General features: G+C 55.7%; 11 protein-coding genes and 2 pseudogenes. 7 read left to right on the top strand and 6 right to left on the bottom strand.

Annotated features, from left to right (window positions below; translation table 11 throughout):
• Positions 1 to 290 precede the first annotated feature (290 nt).
• Together EBA_RS09710 and EBA_RS09715 are read right to left on the bottom strand one after the other, a co-directional pair.
• Positions 291 to 1,532, bottom strand: a pseudogene (locus EBA_RS09710) (ISNCY family transposase); the annotation flags it as partial.
• A 283-nt stretch (positions 1,533 to 1,815) separates the two neighbouring features.
• Positions 1,816 to 2,049: pseudogene (locus EBA_RS09715) on the bottom strand (ISNCY family transposase); the annotation flags it as partial.
• Between the two features lie 187 nt (positions 2,050 to 2,236).
• Between EBA_RS09715 and EBA_RS09720 the strand changes: the two are divergent.
• Positions 2,237 to 2,449, top strand: coding sequence for a hypothetical protein (locus EBA_RS09720; protein ID WP_192374541.1), 213 nt, complete (start codon positions 2,237 to 2,239; stop codon positions 2,447 to 2,449).
• A complete protein-coding gene (locus EBA_RS09725; RefSeq protein WP_324615377.1) occupies positions 2,450 to 3,259 on the top strand; it encodes a helix-turn-helix domain-containing protein in 810 nt (269 codons plus the stop codon).
• 81 nt (positions 3,260 to 3,340) lie between these two features.
• Here the strand turns inward: EBA_RS09725 and EBA_RS09730 are convergent, their stop codons facing one another.
• The gene (locus EBA_RS09730) at positions 3,341 to 4,810 is read right to left on the bottom strand and encodes an aminotransferase-like domain-containing protein (protein ID WP_225616077.1); all 1,470 of its coding nucleotides are present in this window, start codon (positions 4,808 to 4,810) and stop codon (positions 3,341 to 3,343) included.
• Positions 4,811 to 4,901: 91 nt separating this feature from the next.
• Here EBA_RS09730 and EBA_RS09735 point away from each other — a divergent pair, with 91 nt between their 5' ends.
• The 4 genes from EBA_RS09735 (at position 4,902) to EBA_RS09750 (ending at position 7,623) form a co-directional block, all read left to right on the top strand.
• Positions 4,902 to 5,840 (top strand): DMT family transporter, encoded by a 939-nt coding sequence (locus EBA_RS09735; protein ID WP_192374543.1) that lies wholly within the window; start codon positions 4,902 to 4,904, stop codon positions 5,838 to 5,840.
• A 16-nt stretch (positions 5,841 to 5,856) separates the two neighbouring features.
• Positions 5,857 to 6,441: an aminotransferase class IV gene (locus EBA_RS09740; protein WP_225616079.1), complete on the top strand. Its 585-nt coding sequence runs from the start codon at positions 5,857 to 5,859 to the stop codon at positions 6,439 to 6,441.
• A 155-nt stretch (positions 6,442 to 6,596) separates the two neighbouring features.
• Complete coding sequence (locus tag EBA_RS09745; RefSeq protein ID WP_192374544.1) at positions 6,597 to 7,097, top strand: DinB family protein; 501 nt, start codon at positions 6,597 to 6,599, stop codon at positions 7,095 to 7,097.
• A 34-nt stretch (positions 7,098 to 7,131) separates the two neighbouring features.
• Positions 7,132 to 7,623, top strand: coding sequence for a cupin domain-containing protein (locus tag EBA_RS09750; protein WP_192374545.1), 492 nt, complete (start codon positions 7,132 to 7,134; stop codon positions 7,621 to 7,623).
• Positions 7,624 to 7,708: 85 nt separating this feature from the next.
• On the opposite strand, the gene EBA_RS09755 is transcribed toward EBA_RS09750, so the two are convergent.
• The 3 genes from EBA_RS09755 to leuA all read right to left on the bottom strand — a co-directional run bounded on the left by EBA_RS09755 (position 7,709) and on the right by leuA (position 14,525).
• Positions 7,709 to 10,822, bottom strand: coding sequence for a tetratricopeptide repeat protein (locus EBA_RS09755; RefSeq protein WP_192374546.1), 3,114 nt, complete (start codon positions 10,820 to 10,822; stop codon positions 7,709 to 7,711).
• Between the two features lie 4 nt (positions 10,823 to 10,826).
• Positions 10,827 to 11,990, bottom strand: a complete 1,164-nt coding sequence (locus EBA_RS09760) for a hypothetical protein (RefSeq protein ID WP_192374547.1) — start codon at positions 11,988 to 11,990, stop codon at positions 10,827 to 10,829.
• Positions 11,991 to 12,863: 873 nt separating this feature from the next.
• Positions 12,864 to 14,525 (bottom strand): 2-isopropylmalate synthase, encoded by a 1,662-nt coding sequence (leuA, locus tag EBA_RS09765; RefSeq protein WP_192374548.1) that lies wholly within the window; start codon positions 14,523 to 14,525, stop codon positions 12,864 to 12,866.
• A gap of 160 nt (positions 14,526 to 14,685) precedes the next feature.
• Here leuA and EBA_RS09770 point away from each other — a divergent pair, with 160 nt between their 5' ends.
• Positions 14,686 to 15,153, top strand: coding sequence for an Lrp/AsnC family transcriptional regulator (locus EBA_RS09770; protein ID WP_192374549.1), 468 nt, complete (start codon positions 14,686 to 14,688; stop codon positions 15,151 to 15,153).
• The last annotated feature ends 74 nt before the right edge of the window (positions 15,154 to 15,227 follow it).

Genomic DNA, 15,227 nt, shown 5'->3' on the forward strand with positions numbered 1-15,227 from the left:
AACATTCGGAATCGACGCAGTTTAAGTAAACACGGCTGTGGAATTGCGCCGTTCCGACACTTACCGCCGCGACTTCGGCTAATACATACTAATTAGTGCTAGTCCGAAAAGCATCATTTTCAGCGCTGTCATCCGTCTGACTTTGGGGAATCCGGCTCTGTGCGACATTGTCCTCCTGCCAAACGAGCCGGTTTCCCAGTGCTTGAGGTGAAAGCCGCGCAAATTCCTGTCCTTTTTGCGTACTTTCGCCTGAGCATCGCAGCCCATGGTTGTTCCGGTTGCCAAATCGGTTACGCAGCGGATTTATTCTGCCAACCTTGTTTCGCCGCTCGTCGTCGTTTTTCGCGCGCTTGCTCTTGCTGCCAGAGGATGTCGCCGATACGATAGATGTTGCGTGCCACAACGGCCAATGCAACGTAGCGCTTAAAACCGGCGATGCCGTGGTCGGGGCATTGGTCTAGACCGTGTACTTCCAATGCATTGATGGCCGATTCGACGGCTGCATGGTGGCGGCGCGCTTGTTTGAACATCACACTGTGTTCGATAGCCCGGCGTTCTTGGGAAAGCTTGCCTTTGCGCGGCAGCACCACCTGATCCAACTGCTTTGCCAGATCCTGTTGGTTGGCGGGCGAATGAAAGCCTTTGTCAAAGCTGCAGGCCCGAAGGTCCGGAAACTTGTGCTGGGCATCCCGGATGATGGCGACCGCAACCTTGTCGTCCGTTTCGCCTGCCATCACCCGGTGGTGCAGGATGAATCGGTACTGGTCTTCCACCACGCCTACGCGCACACCCAGTTCGACGGGCACGCCGGCTTTGCCTTTACTGATCCATTCGGTATGCGGCTGGAATAGGGAGAACACTTTTTCGGCATGCGGGATAACTTCGCCATGAATCACGCGCCGTTCGATCTGCTCGATCTGGCGCTCGGCATGGACGATAAAGCCTTGTATTTCCTCCAGGCATAGCGCATCGGGCCGAACGTGCTGCAAGAGGGTCAGTGTACGCCCGACTTTGTCCAGCTGTTTTCGGGCGCTTTCCAGCAGAGTTTGATGGGCTTGTTGCGCAGGATCAAGGGTAGTCCCTTCGGCCTCCTTCGCTTTGCAGCGCTTTTTCATTTGCGCAGCGCGCACCAGGCGCTTGAAGGTCTTGATGCTGTGCCGGTATTGCCGAAAGTCGCGGGGGCCCGCGGCCTCACACCCGCGTCCGATTAAGGTCAATATCTTACGCAGCGCGTCCAGTAGCAAGGTCATGTCGGTCGGATAATGCACGTTCGTCTCAACCACAAAGGAGTCGCACCGCCCACGCAGGGCTGCGCCGCCCTTTTTTACCAGGACGTGGCCCTCCTGCACCACCAGCGTATTGATTTTGTCCAGCAATTCCGGCGTGAACAGCCTGAGGTTGTCCACGAGGCTTTGATAGCTGTATTGATGCTCGTTGAATGGTCCGTGCCCGAGCATTTGCCTGAGCGTCACGTGCTGGTTGACCAATTCGTGCAGGCGATCAGAATCCGCGTTCAAATCCAGCCGCAGCACCGCCGCTGAAAATCTTGGAAACGGAGCGATAGCGAAGTGAAGATTTTTAGTCCCCGATAGCCGTAGTGCTGGGCGGGTTTTTGCAGCGAAGCGGAGAAAACCTGCAAGGCATCGCGACAGGGCGTCAAGTCATGCGAGAGCCGATGTTTCGACCCCCTGTTGGGTCGAAACGAGGTGACGCGGACGAATCGGGGCCGCCGAAGGCATAAACTGCCAGCAAATTTTTCGCGCTGAAATCGGATGGGACCCATTTCAGCTTTACCGAAAAATGCTGGCGCTCTTGACAGACAAAAATATTCCACAACGGCATGCCGGGGCGTCCCAAAGCCTTGTCGATTTTCGGCAGCAGTTCGGATTCCAGCAAGGCAAACAGCGCTTCGCGCAGTGGCTGGTTCAGATACAGGTGCTGTAACCCGCATAACACCTTGGGAATGTCGTCCCGTGATTTTTTATCGAAGACAATCTCTGCAATGTCCACTTCACCCACGCTCATTTGTTCCGCTTTCACAACTCGCATCGTTGCTCTCCCGGTTGGCATTCACATGATAGAGCAATGATACCAAGCGACTCTAATACTGGGGAGTTTTTGCTGAGCGGCAGCGCGAAGATTTTGCCCTGAGTGACGCAAATGGGCGCAAAACCGCTTTTTGCAACGCCGTTTCCCTAGTTCCGCCACCCTCTTCGTTTTGGAAACAGGGCCTAGCTTGTTGATTCTTATTGCCTATTTTATTTTCGGGCAAGCACTAACTAACTCCGGCTCGCTGCAAACGATCGGCATAGCACCGATGCGAGTATTTTCCACCGAGGATATTCCGCAACGGCAACGCCGCGACTGGTGGCGGGAAGTGATTTGCCGCCAATACACTCAAGTCGATATTACCTCGAAATTAGCCAACGACTTTGCAGCGGAAACGTAAATTGCCCAATTCGATCAGCTGCAACTATCGCGGGTACGTTGCGATGCCATGTCTTTGCAAAAACAACCGCGTGACATTGACCGGCCCGATCAGGATGCTTACTTTGTGACGGTGTTGCTATCCGGGCAATATGCGTTGGAACAGAATGGCCGTACCGCGACCTTAAATCCCGGCGAGATGTTGCTCTACGATGCCACCCAGCCACACCGTATCCGTTGTAGCGGCGACTTTTCCAAACTGATCTTTGCCGTTCCGCGAGCAATGTTGCGGGCTCGATTTTCCCGGCCTGATTTGTGTACCGCCATCGGCTTGACTCAGCAACACGGCGCAGCCATGGTGGCGGCAGACTTCTTGAAATCATGGTCTGCGCGCTTACCGCAACTCAGCGAGTCGGTGCTCCATACCGTGTGCGATACTTCATTGGACTTGCTGGCATTGGCGTTGGCCGAGATTCGGCCCAACGCTATCCAGTCATCGCGTACCCAGGCCGTTACCTTGCTGGAAATCAAACGCCATGTTGAACAGCGATTGGCTGACCCGGCTCTGAATGCAACCGGCATTGCCCAGGCAGTCGGCCTGTCGCCGCGTTACATCAATGCGCTGTTCGAACAGGAACAGCAGTCACTGATGCGCTATATTTTGCAGCGCCGCTTGGAGCGCTGCCATCAAGCGATCACACAACGGCAAACCACGGGATTGACTATCTCGCAGATTGCCTTTCGTTGGGGTTTTAACGACTTGTCGCATTTCAGCCGGGTATTTAAAAAGCGATACGGTGTGTCGCCAAGCGAGTTGAAAACCGCAACGTAGACTTAGAACCAGACAGTCCTGGCGCAAAGTCCTGTTCGATGCGGCCACTTTGAATCGGAGGGCAGGGCAGTAAAATCCTGGTCATTGCCCACCAACCATCTGTCCCAATTTAACCAAGGCCTGATTGCCCCGTTCGTCCCAATCCACCGCGCAATTCAGGCGGATGAAATTGCGGTATTTTTGCGTCGCCGAGAACATTGGACCGGGCGCGATGCTGATGCCTCGCTCCAATGCTCGCCGGCTCAGCGCCGTGGCGTCGACAGTTTCCGGCAACTCCACCCAGATCACGAAGCCGCCCTCCGGCTGGGTCACGCGGGTGCCCGGCGGAAAATAAGCGCCGATGGCTGCCGTCATTCTCTCCACGGCTTGCCGGTATTGATTGCGCGCCTGCCGCAGATGGCGTTCGTAGCCGCCCTTGGCCAGCATTTCCGCGACCGTCAATTGCGCGTGGGTCGGCGTCGCCAAGTTGCCGACGTATTTCAGGTACTCGGTTTGCTCCAGGTACGGTCCCGCCACCAGCCAACCCACCCGTAAACCGGGGCACAGCGATTTGGAAAACGACGAGCAATACAACACCCGGCCTTCGCTGTCCCAGCTTTTCGTCAACGACGGCCGTTGCGGGCCGAAACCCAAGTCGCCGTATATATCGTCTTCGATCAGCGCGATTTTATGGCGGTTGACCAACTCTACCAGCGCGCGTTTGCGATCGTCGCTCATGCAATAGCCCAAGGGGTTGCTGTAGTTGGGCACCGCGATGCAGGCCTTGATCGGCCATTGCTCGCAGGCCAGTTGCAAGGCGTCAAGCGCGATGCCGTCGCGCGGATGGGTCGGAATTTCGATCGCGCGTAGCGACAACGATTCGATGACTTGCAACAAACCGTAGTAGGTCGGCGATTCGACGGCGACGATGTCGCCCGGCTTTGTAACCGCCCTCAAGGCCAGCGTTATCGCTTCCTGGCAGCCGTTGGTGATCAGGATGTCATTAGGATCGACCGGACAGCCCAGTTCCGACATGAGTCGGGCGATTTGCCGGCGCAATTCCGGCGCGCCTGGCGGAAACTCGTAATTGGCAATGCGCTGGCTGTAACGGCGGGCGACGTTGGCCGACAGCTGGGCCATTTTTTGCGTCGGCAAAAACGACGCCGACGGCACCGCCGCGCCCAGTTGCACAATTCTCGGATCGTTGGCGGCCTTGACCAGACGCAACACCAACTCCTGACCCGTCACCAGCGTTGGTTCGCGAGGCGGCGCCGACATCGCTGGTTCCTGCAACGAACTGCGCGGGCGCGGCCTGACGTAATAGCCCGAGCGTTGCCTGGCTTCAAGATGACCCTGATCCTCCAGCAAGCGCAAGGCGCTGACAGCCGTCGCGGTGCTGACTTGATGCTGCTGGCTGAGCTGGCGCACGCTGGGCAGGCGTTCCCCCGGCCGGTACAGATTCTGGGCGATGGCGTTGAGTAAGTGTTCAGCGAGGTTTTCGTAGCGAAGATTCATGGCGACGAGCAATACAGTTTCGGCGTTTGGTGATCGATACAATTCAATTTTGCTCAAAATTGTATCGATATAATTTACAGAGTTTGCATCTGTATCGATTGCCCGATCATAGCCTAAAGTAGCGTCTCCGATCAAACAGGGCAAGATTATGAAACTCCGCTTGTTGCGCCGCGCCGCATTTGCCGCTGGCGACCTAACCCCTAGTACGACTTCCCAAACCTCCGAGCTGACGCGCGGTTATTGGTTCGGCTGCGCCGGCATCCTCGGCTTCAGCTTGACCTTGCCGGCGACCCGGCTGGCGGTGGCGGAACTCGATCCGGTATTCGTCGGTTTGGGCCGCGCGGTTGTCGCATCGTTGTTGGCAGCATTGGCCTTGTGGTGGCGAGGGGGGCGCTTGCCCAAGGGTTGGCAATGGCTGAGGTTGGCCGCGACCGCCGGCGGGGTCGTGATCGGCTTTCCGCTGCTGTCGGCATTGGCCTTGCGACAAGTGTCGGCGGTGCATGGTGCCGTGGTGGTTGGCTTGACGCCGTTGTTGACCGCCGGTTTCGGCGTGCTGTTGTCGGGCGAACGGCCGGCATGGCAATTCTGGTTGGCAACGGCATTGGGCAGCACGGCCATTTTGGTCTTCGTCTATCTGTCCGGAGCGGAGGTATTGCAACAAGCGGATCTGTATCTGCTGGCGGCCATTGCCTGCGCGGCCTATGGTTATGCCGAAGGTGCGCGGCTGTCGAAACAGCTAGGTGCTTGGCAAACCATCAGCTGGGCATTGCTGATGACCGCGCCGCTATTGCTACCGTGGGTGGTGGAAGCCGCGCCGCCGCGCTTTGATCTGATCCGCTGGCCCAGCTTGTTAGGCTTTGCCTACGTCAGCGTGGTCAGCATGTATCTAGCCTTTTTTGCCTGGTATCGCGGTCTGGCGCTGGGTGGCACCGCGCGGATCGGCCAACTGCAATTACTGCAGCCGTTTCTGAGCATGGCGGCCGGTTCAGTGTTGATCGGCGAAAGCGTCGAGATTGAACAACTGGTAACAGTCTCTGTAGTCGTTGCTTGCGTCTTGGCCGGCAGAAAACCCCAAAACCAACGTTAACATCAGGAGAATTTTGATGAGTACTCATTCGCTAACCTGGCTGAATGACCAACTGTTGCCCACTAGCCAAGCGCTTATCCCGGTCAACGACCACGGTTTACTCTACGGCGACGGCGTGTTCGAAGGCATACGCTTTTACCAGCGCCGCGCCTTTAGACTGCCGCAACATTTGCAGCGGCTGCAATTGTCGGCGCGGGCGATTGCCCTGGAAATACCGCTTTCCACTGACGAATTGACGACCGTCATCGAACGCTTGATCGGATCGTTTGCCGACGACGGCTATATCCGCTTGATGGTCACGCGCGGCGCCGGCCAGATGGGCTTGAATCCCCAAAGCTGTACCCGGCCCAATGTCATCGCCATCGCCATCGCCATCGCCATCGCCATCGCCATCGACGGCGAAGCGATACTGCTCAACGGCCAAGGCCGGGTGGCCGAAGGCGCCGCCGATAATATCTTCATCGTCCGCAACGGCCGTTTGCTGACGCCGCCATGCAGCGAAGGTGCGCTGGAAGGTATCACCCGAGAATTGGTGTTACAGTTGGCGCAGGCCGACGGCATCGAAACCAGTGAGCAGCCGTTGGGCGTGTATGATTTGTAAGCTGCCGACGAATGTTTCCTGACCGGCACCGGCGCGGAATTGATTGCGGTGGCTAGTATCGACTGCCGATCCTTGCCTAGTTGCCCAGGACCGGTATTCCAACGCTTGCAACAGGCCTTTCGGCGGACCATAGACCACGAATGCGGAGGCATCTCATGACTTTGTTTGAAAATTTGCAATTGCTGGCGCGTTACAGCCAATGGGTCAATCAGTGTTTGTACGACACCTGCGCGACTTTGACCGACGATGACCGCAAACGGGATCGAGGCGTATTTTTTCATTCCATCCACGGCACCTGGAATCATCTGCTGCTGGGCGACCGCGTTTGGCTGGCTCGCTTGCAAGGCCAGCCGGTGCCGTATCAAAGCCTGGATTTGGAACTGTACGCCGATTTCGCCGAATTGCGGGCGGCGCAAACCGATTGTGACCAAGCTTTGCTGGATTGGATTAAAGGTTTGCAAACCGACGACTTGCAACGGCGCATCGCCTTCCGCAGCCTGTCCACCGGACAGGACAAGGAACTGAACGTCGCGATTATGTTGAACACCTTGTTGAACCACAAAACCCACCATCGCGGCCAAATCACCGCGTTGCTGAGCCAATGCGGTTGCGACTACGGCGCCATCGACTTCATCTGCGCGCCGTTTGTCGACTAAGCTAGGCGTTTTTTCCCTCTTCGGATCGTTCCCAATGACTGAGCCAGTTTTCCCAATCGCCGCGATAGCGGATCAAGTGCCTCCACGCGCAAGAAAATCCTTATATCCGCAAGCCATTTTGGACCTGCATGGCGCCCGGCTGGCAGGCCGGGAAAAGCGGGCGTTGGGTGATTTGTTCGGCCTGCAAAATTTTGGCGTCAATCTGACGCGATTGGCGCCGGCGGCAATATCTGCTTTACGCCATGCGCATAGCCAGCAGGACGAATTCATCTACATCTTGCAAGGCTGTCCAACCCTTTACACCGACGCCGGCCCCACGCCGTTGTCGCCCGGCATGTGCGCCGGCTTCAAAGCCGGCAGCGGCGATGCCCATAGGCTGGTCAACGAATCGAATGACGACGTGCTGTATCTGGAAATCGGCGACCGTAACGTGGGTGATCAAGTCGTCTACCCGGACGACGACTTGCAGGCAGGGTTTGTCGACAATCGCTTCAGCTTCGTCCACAAAGACGGTACGCCGTATTGAATGCTTTGGAATTTTTCGCTGCCAAGATGGGCGATTCCTGTTATACCTTTTGTATTTCAAATTTCGACACATCCGCTCCCTCGCGCTACGGGAGTTTGCGGCTTGGCTTGGTAGGGTCAGCCAAGCCTCGGTAAATCCGCTCTGCGGTGCGCCGCACTTCCGGGTTGACGTTCAGCAAAATATCCTGGCCCTCCAAGGCCGCCAGGAAGGCCCAGTACAATGGTGCGTAGCGATCCGGGTATCCGGCGGCTTGCATGAATTCCAGGAATTTGGGGCCGTAGCCTTTGGCGATGGTATAACTCAGAACACGTTGAATGGGTTTGCCGTAATGCAACCAAAAGTCGTCATTTCCCTTTGCTAAAGCCTCGTCAATCGAGTTGAAAGCGGGGCCGGGTTTGTCTTCCACTAAAAACCGAGCGGCATCCAATAAATTTGCAAGGTGACTTTCAGTTACTTGACCTCCTAATTCAGCATGTCGCCGGGCATCGTTCGGGCGATTTAGGTTGAACCAATATAAATAAGCCAGCATGCCGTGAGAATAATTTTTCAACTCCGGCTCAAGTAATTCTATACAACGCTGATAAGCTTGCTCCGCTTTGTCATAGCGACCTGTATTCGTTAATAGATTGGCTATATCGCTCCAAACTCCCGGGTTCTCAGGGTCAAGAACGATCACTTGTCGGTATGCTGATTCCGCCTCTTCATATCGTTCAAGAGGCTCTTCCAGTAAATTGGCAAGATTCCGCCAATAAATTGCAGCGTCTTCATTTAAAGCAATTGCTTTTCGATAGGCTTCTTCGGCTTCCTGGAACCGTTCTAAATGGTAATGTAGCAACGTACCCAGATTATTCCAGGGATGAGCTAGATTAGGATCGAGTTCAATCGACCTTCTGTAAGCCAGTTCAGCCTCGTCATAGCGCTGTAGCTGATTTTGCAATAGCGTCCCTAAGCCATTCCAGGGGATGGAGGCATCATTTGGGTCAAGGGCTATTGCTTGGCGATAGGCCGCCTCGGATTCGTCGAAACGACCGAAGTGTTCTTTTAATAAATTTCCTAGGCCATTCCAGGCATTTGCGTTTGCAGGATCAATTTCTATCGCACGGCGGCATGCGGTCTCGGCGTCTTGGTAACGCTCCCAGGTATACAAATAATATCCGAGTTGATACCACGCTTCTGAGCGAAATTCCTTGTCTTCTCCCGTTTCTCCGGCTTTGCGTAGTGTTGCTTCGGCTTCATTTAAAAACCCCAATTCCGCTAAATATCGTCCTCGGGCATAACCTCGCTCGGCGGTGTCGGATCCACAAAAATCAGGGTGTGCATCCACAAGCTCCCACAATTGATTCTCTCCATCACTAAACCGTTTTCTGATGGCTTGTACTTCTTCCGGATTGCCTGAATCATTTAAATTCACTAGACAACCAATTGCGGCAATCTCGGGCTTATTCTGTTGCAAGGCTGCCGCTGCCATACCTTCTAAATCGTAGCGATGACTAATGCTTCCATCACGGACAGCGGATTTGAAAGTATCCATGGCGAGCGAAGACATACCAGGCTTCTTGCTTATTTCAAGATACTCCGAATTTAACAGATCAATCAAGTCGTTTAAATTACCCAACTCTAACAGATGTTCGATAATCGAACGCTTTATGTCTCCGCTGATTTCCAGCGTCCCACCCAACAATTCCCAAAAGTTTCTGGCATCCCAACCTTCAGGCCATTCCCGTTGCACTGCCTGAGCCTTGCGTTCCAGTTCCGCCATGTCGGCCAGCTCCGGCGCAATGTCGCGCAAATCCACCAACTGCTCGATGCGTTTGCGGGGGGGGGATTGTTGCAGCAAATCCCGCCCAGCCGCTTGACTCAAAGCCTTACGGTAAACCGGGTCTTCGACGCTTTCCGATAGCGCCAACATCAGGTCGGCGCGGCCTTTGTGGTTACCGTTGCGCAAAAAACCGCGCGCTAAGTCCTCGCGGTCGCCGGGCGTATAAAAGCCGCGCAAAAACGCGGTTAGCCAGCAAACTTTCTGCTTCAAGCGGCGACTGCCGTGGCGCATCAAATACCAAATATTGAAGAAGCGCTCGATCATTTGGTACCCGGAGCGGCCGCTGCCGCTGACCGGGACTTTTTCCAGAAAGCCGTCGTTTTCCAGGCGTTTGAGTTGGGCGTTGACCACGGTGACTTCCAGTCCCGAGACTTTGGCAATGCCGTTGGCGGTGATCGGATCCCAATTCAATGCCACCGCGTCCAGCACCGCGCGGGCCTGCGGCGCGGCTTCCTCGGTGCGGGCTTTATACAGCGGCGTCATCCGATCCAGCAGTTTTTCCAGGTCGGCGAAGGCGTCCTCGCCAGCCTGACTTTCCAACAATAAGTACAACACCGCCAAGGTGCGCGGATTGCCGCCGGTCATTTCGGTCAAGGCATTAATGCGGCCGGGATCGCGGCGCAACAGCTCGACAACCTTGCCGCCGGCTTCGCCGCGTTTTTGCGCCAAGCGTTGCAAGCAGGCGCGGACTTCGTGGCTTTCTAAGCGCGCCAGGGTGGTCAGGCGGAAAAAGTCGAAAAATGCCGCCTTGCGGTCGGACAGGCTTTTCGGATAAACCGCCGCCGCGCCGACCACAATTGGGCAGCCGCTTTGCTGCAAGATGTCGCGCAAGCCCCAGTCGTGTTTTTTCAGGGCATCTAGGATCAAATCCAGGTTGTCCAAAAACAACACGGGGCGCTTGCCCAGTGTTGCGCAAGCTGCTTTGAACATCCGCCAAGCCGAGTCGCCGTTGGCTTGGTCTTTGCGGTTTTGTTCATAGGCCTGCTCGACATCGTCCAGTTGTCGTTCCAAATTCTTGGCTTGTTCGTCATGGCCGTTTTGTTCCAGCCACTCCAGCAAGGCTTCGATCACGTTGCGCCAGAATACGTGCAGGTTAATGACGTTGTATTGCTCCTCGCGAAAAGTCAGTGGCACGAAAGCTTGGCTTAAGTCTTCGTGCTCGCCGACGGCGATGGCGATGCGATGCAGCAGCGTGGTTTTGCCCATGCCGCGCTGGCCAATGATCAAATGGTGGCGCGGGCTGGCATGGGTAGCGGTTTGCTGGCGCAGTTCGCCTAAAAAATATTCCAGCGTTGTTTCTCGGGCGACGAAACCGGCGACCAAGTCTTCCGCTTTCAGGTTGCCGGGGCCGTATAGTGCGATGACATCGAGTTCTGTCATGTCTTTACTCCGGCAAATAGCGCAGCCACCACAGCCGTAACAGTTCCATGCGGAAACGGTGGCGGTCGGTGTCGAAATCGCAGACAAGAAAGCCGTCTTCCGCCAAAGTATTCAGCAGGCGTTGCAGATCTTTTTTCTGCAGTGCGTTATCGCCGATCAGCGGTAACAGACCGTCGATGGATAAGCCGGCTTCAGCCTCGGCCAGGTGTTCCAGGATAGCGAACAGCCGCCCTCTTATCGGATCGGTAAAGTTTTTGCGGACATGTTCGGGCCAGCTTTCGAAGTAATTGCGATTGGCGGGTTCCAGCAAGCGTTTGCGTGCTTCGCTAACTCGTTGGTTAGCGGTTTCGGCATCTTTGGCGGGAGCATCTTGTAGTTGTTTGCCAAAGGCTTCCAGATAAAAGGCAGACAGCCATCCCGAGGCGGCAACGATGGCTTGTGCCTCGCAGTCGCTAACTTCTCGGCGATGTTGAAAATAGCCTGCTTTGGCGCTGTCTTGCAACAAGGTTTGCGCGGCCTGAGGCGTTAACGGCAGTAATTCGTAAGGCTCCAAATTGTTGAAAGCGCCGATGTATTCGCCGCGCCGAGCCAAAGGTTCTATACCGATGGAGCCGGTAATCAGCCAGCGTAGTGTTGGAAAGCGTTCGCGAAATTCCCGCAAGCGGTAGGCAATGCTTTTAACTTGCGCCAAGCCGTTGGGCACCGATTCCAAATGCAACAAAAATATCGGTAACTCGTCGATCAATATCGCCCAGCGGTTTTGCTGGTCTTCGGCTAGTGTGGCGATTAAGTGTTCGGCGAAGGTTTCCCAATTCACGTTTAGTGCGCTTTGATACCAGGGGCCGGAGCCGCTCGAGGAACCCTTGATTACTTGATCCAAGCGTTGTTTGACGTTATCCAGCAAGGTTTCGCCATGGTCTCTTTTGTTCTCTATCGCTTGGCATAGTTTGTTGAAAAACGCGGCTTCGTCCCGGCAATGGGAAACGTCGAAACGTACTGCGATGTAGCCTTTTTCCGGGCCGCGTTCTTCCAGTCTTTCCAGTACAAATGTTTTACCCAGACGTCTTGGGCCAGGCATTAGCAGGTTTTTACCGTTATCAAAGCGATTGAAAATGTAATCGGTCTCGCAACGGCGGCCGTATGGGGCGGTATCGAAATCTAAAGTCATAGAGGTTACTTCTGTGGAGGTTGTTTTTTATTTTAAAACATAATTGTTTTAAAATAAATTTATTTTAATATTGAGAGGTTAAAGGTCCGTAGATAAACAGCCTGCACCGCATCGTTCGCGATTGGTGCGGTTCGTAAACTCACCACATCCTACGCTCGCTGGACATTTGCCATTGGCGGGTTCATTTCATTTGGCCGTTCTTGGCCGAACTAACACAATCAGCTAAGCGTTTGAGCATAAGGACCGTACGAATTTGGAAGCATATTCGTACGGAAAAAGGCCTCCCATTCTCGGAATACGCTTCGCTATTCCAGGCTACGCGGGCTAACGTTTCGCCAATTTCTCCGCTTCAACCTCAAGCAAGACCATCGCCACATGAGCTTTGCCGTCCGCGCACAAGAGCACTTGATCGAGATAACCGTCACAAACCGCTTCGATAAAGGCATCCCGGTATGCCTCGGAAACCCGGTGCGTATAGGGCAGCCAGGATGAAACGCTACGCGAAACCTATTTTAGAGGTCGGTTCGCGGACCGACAGCCGCGATACTTTCGCTACGAAAACCATCCATGGTTTTCGCCCTGCGGGCCAGCCTATCGGCTGTTCAAATTCGTTCCAGACGAATTTGTGCTTGTCCAAAGAAAAGTATCCAAAAGAAAGACACCCTACATGCCGCCAATGTCCTGCGCTTCTCGCTTTTGTCGAGGGTTTTTCGAAGGGGCATCCCAGCCCCTGCGAAAAACGCGCGGCATCTCTGTCGCGCCCCGTCGGGCAAATCTCGACAAAAGCTGCGATGCTCGGGGCGGCATGAAGGGATTTAAAAACCATGCCTTTGGCATTTTCCTGCTTCGCGTCTTTTTTGACTCCTCCTCAGTTTAAATCGCACCCGTGGCCAAGCGATTGCAACCGCTGATCAACGCCTTGATCGATGCCGTAACGATGTTGGCGTCCATGCCGACGCCATAGGCCGTGGTTCCGTTCGCTGCCGCCAGTTCGACAAAGGCGCAGGCCTGGGCATCGCCGCCGCTGCCGACTGAGCGTTCCTCGTAATTGCGTACCGACACTGCGCCGCCTAGGCCGTGCAAAGCATGGACGGCGGCGGCTATCGGGCCGTTACCTACGCCGGTTAATGTCTGCGGTTGACCGTCCCATTCGATTTGCAGTTGTATGCCTTGACCTTGGGAGTGCTCGAACAATTGATGGCCTCGATAACTCAATGGCTTTGCCAAATCCAGATAAGTCTGGGCAAACAACTGCCACAACGATTCAGCGCCGATTTCGCCGCCGTGGCGGTCGGCGTGTTGTTGAACCACTCGCGAAAACTCGATCTGCAAACGGCGCGGCAGCACCACGCCGTAATGGCTTTCCAACAAGTGGGCGATGCCGCCTTTACCGGACTGGCTGTTGATGCGGATCACCGCGTCGTAGCCGCGGCCGACGTCGGCCGGATCGAACGGCAGATACGGCACGTTCCAGACGCTATCGGGCTGCCTGGCGGCAAAGCCTTTCTTGATGGCGTCCTGGTGCGAGCCGGAAAATGCGGTGAACACCAACTCGCCGGCATAGGGTTGGCGGGGTGGTACGCTCAAGCCGGTGCAAGCCTCGAAATCGCCCACCACCTTATCGATGTCGGAAAAATCCAAGCCCGGCGCCACGCCCTGGGTATAAAGATTCAAGGCCAGCGTCACCAAGTCCACGTTGCCGGTGCGCTCGCCGTTGCCGAACAAGCAACCCTCGACCCGCTCGGCGCCGGCCATCAACGCCAATTCGGCGGCGGCCACCGCCGTGCCACGGTCGTTGTGCGGATGCACGCTGAGGATAACGCTGTCGCGGCGGGCGATATGACGGTGCATCCATTCGATTTGGTCGGCGTAGACGTTCGGTGTCGCCGTTTCCACCGACGCCGGCAAATTGAGGATGATCTTGTTATCGGGTGTCGCGCCCCAGGCGGCGCTGACCGCATCGCACACCTCGACGGCGAAATCCGGCTCGGTGGCGGTGAAGGTTTCCAGGCTGTATTGCAAGCGCCACTGGGTTTGCGGCTGGTCGGCGGTCAATTGCTTGACCAAACGAACCGCATCGACGGCCATCGCCAATACCTCGGACCGGCTCATGCCCAATACCAGCTCGCGAAACGGTAGGGAGGTGGCGTTGACGATATGTACGATGGCCGAGCGCGCGCCGTGCAAGGCTTCGACGGTTCGGCGGAGCAACGGTTCGCGGGCGTGGCTGAGCACTTCGATGCTGACGTCGTCGGGTATCAAGGCCTCGTCTATCAAGCGGCGCACGAAATCGAAATCGGTTTGCGAGGCCGACGGAAACGCCACTTCGATTTCCTTGAAACCGATGCCGCACAAGGTGCGAAACAGCCGCAGTTTGCGTTCGGCGTTCATTGGTTCGAACAAGGCTTGGTTGCCGTCGCGCAAGTCGGTGCTCATCCAGATCGGCGCTTGGCTGATCGTGCGGTTGGGCCATCGGCGGTCGGCAAGCGCTATCGGCGGGAACGGGCGGTATTTGTGGGAAGGATCGGTCAACATGGTTTTTAACTCCTCAAAACTGTAGGCGGTAGAATAGGCTAAACCGTCCGCCAGCCGATTGCGTTTATGTCCAATAAAAGATCATGGTTTGATAGAATATTGCCGTAATGTTGGGTAGTTTTTTGTTTTATTGTTTTGATAAAAGAATGGCGGGCATTTTATGGAACTGGATAGATACGACAGGCAAATCTTGAACATCATGCAAACCGATGGCCGCATCAGCAATCAGGAACTGGCCGACCGCATCGGCCTGTCGCCTTCGCCGTGCTTGCGGCGGGTGCGTGCATTGGAGGAGGGCGGCCTGATCGTCGGTTACCGGGCGCTGCTAGATGCCAAGGCCTTGGGTTTGACGCTGATGGCCTTGATCCACATCTCGATGGACCAACACACGCCGGAACGTTTCAGCGCCTTCGAGGCGGCAGTTGCCGGGATTCCGGAAGTGATGGAATGCCTGCTGATCACCGGCCAAGCCGCCGACTACCAGCTCAAGGTCGCGGTCAAGGACTTGGACGCCTACCAGGAGTTGCTGCTGAAACGCATCACCGGCATTGCCGGTGTCAGCGGGGTACATACCAGCTTTGTGTTGCGGCGGGTAGTGGATAAAACGGCATTTCCGGTCGGAGCATGATCGTCCAGAACCCAATACTGGTAGAGGCTGCCTTCGCGTAGGCTCAAGGCGGCTCTGTTAAAACGTTTGACTAC

Source organism: Methylomonas albis (genome assembly GCF_014850955.1).
Taxonomy (GTDB): Bacteria; Pseudomonadota; Gammaproteobacteria; order Methylococcales; family Methylomonadaceae; genus Methylomonas; species Methylomonas albis.

Coding starts and splice junctions, on each gene's coding strand:
- EBA_RS09735 (WP_192374543.1), top strand. CDS start 4,902: ATGAAACTCCGCTTGTTGCGCCGCGCCGCATTTGCCGCTGGCGACCTA.
- EBA_RS09740 (WP_225616079.1), top strand. CDS start 5,857: ATGAGTACTCATTCGCTAACCTGGCTGAATGACCAACTGTTGCCCACT.
- EBA_RS09745 (WP_192374544.1), top strand. CDS start 6,597: ATGACTTTGTTTGAAAATTTGCAATTGCTGGCGCGTTACAGCCAATGG.
- EBA_RS09750 (WP_192374545.1), top strand. CDS start 7,132: ATGACTGAGCCAGTTTTCCCAATCGCCGCGATAGCGGATCAAGTGCCT.
- EBA_RS09755 (WP_192374546.1), bottom strand. CDS start 10,822: ATGACAGAACTCGATGTCATCGCACTATACGGCCCCGGCAACCTGAAA.
- EBA_RS09760 (WP_192374547.1), bottom strand. CDS start 11,990: ATGACTTTAGATTTCGATACCGCCCCATACGGCCGCCGTTGCGAGACC.
- leuA (WP_192374548.1), bottom strand. CDS start 14,525: ATGTTGACCGATCCTTCCCACAAATACCGCCCGTTCCCGCCGATAGCG.
- EBA_RS09770 (WP_192374549.1), top strand. CDS start 14,686: ATGGAACTGGATAGATACGACAGGCAAATCTTGAACATCATGCAAACC.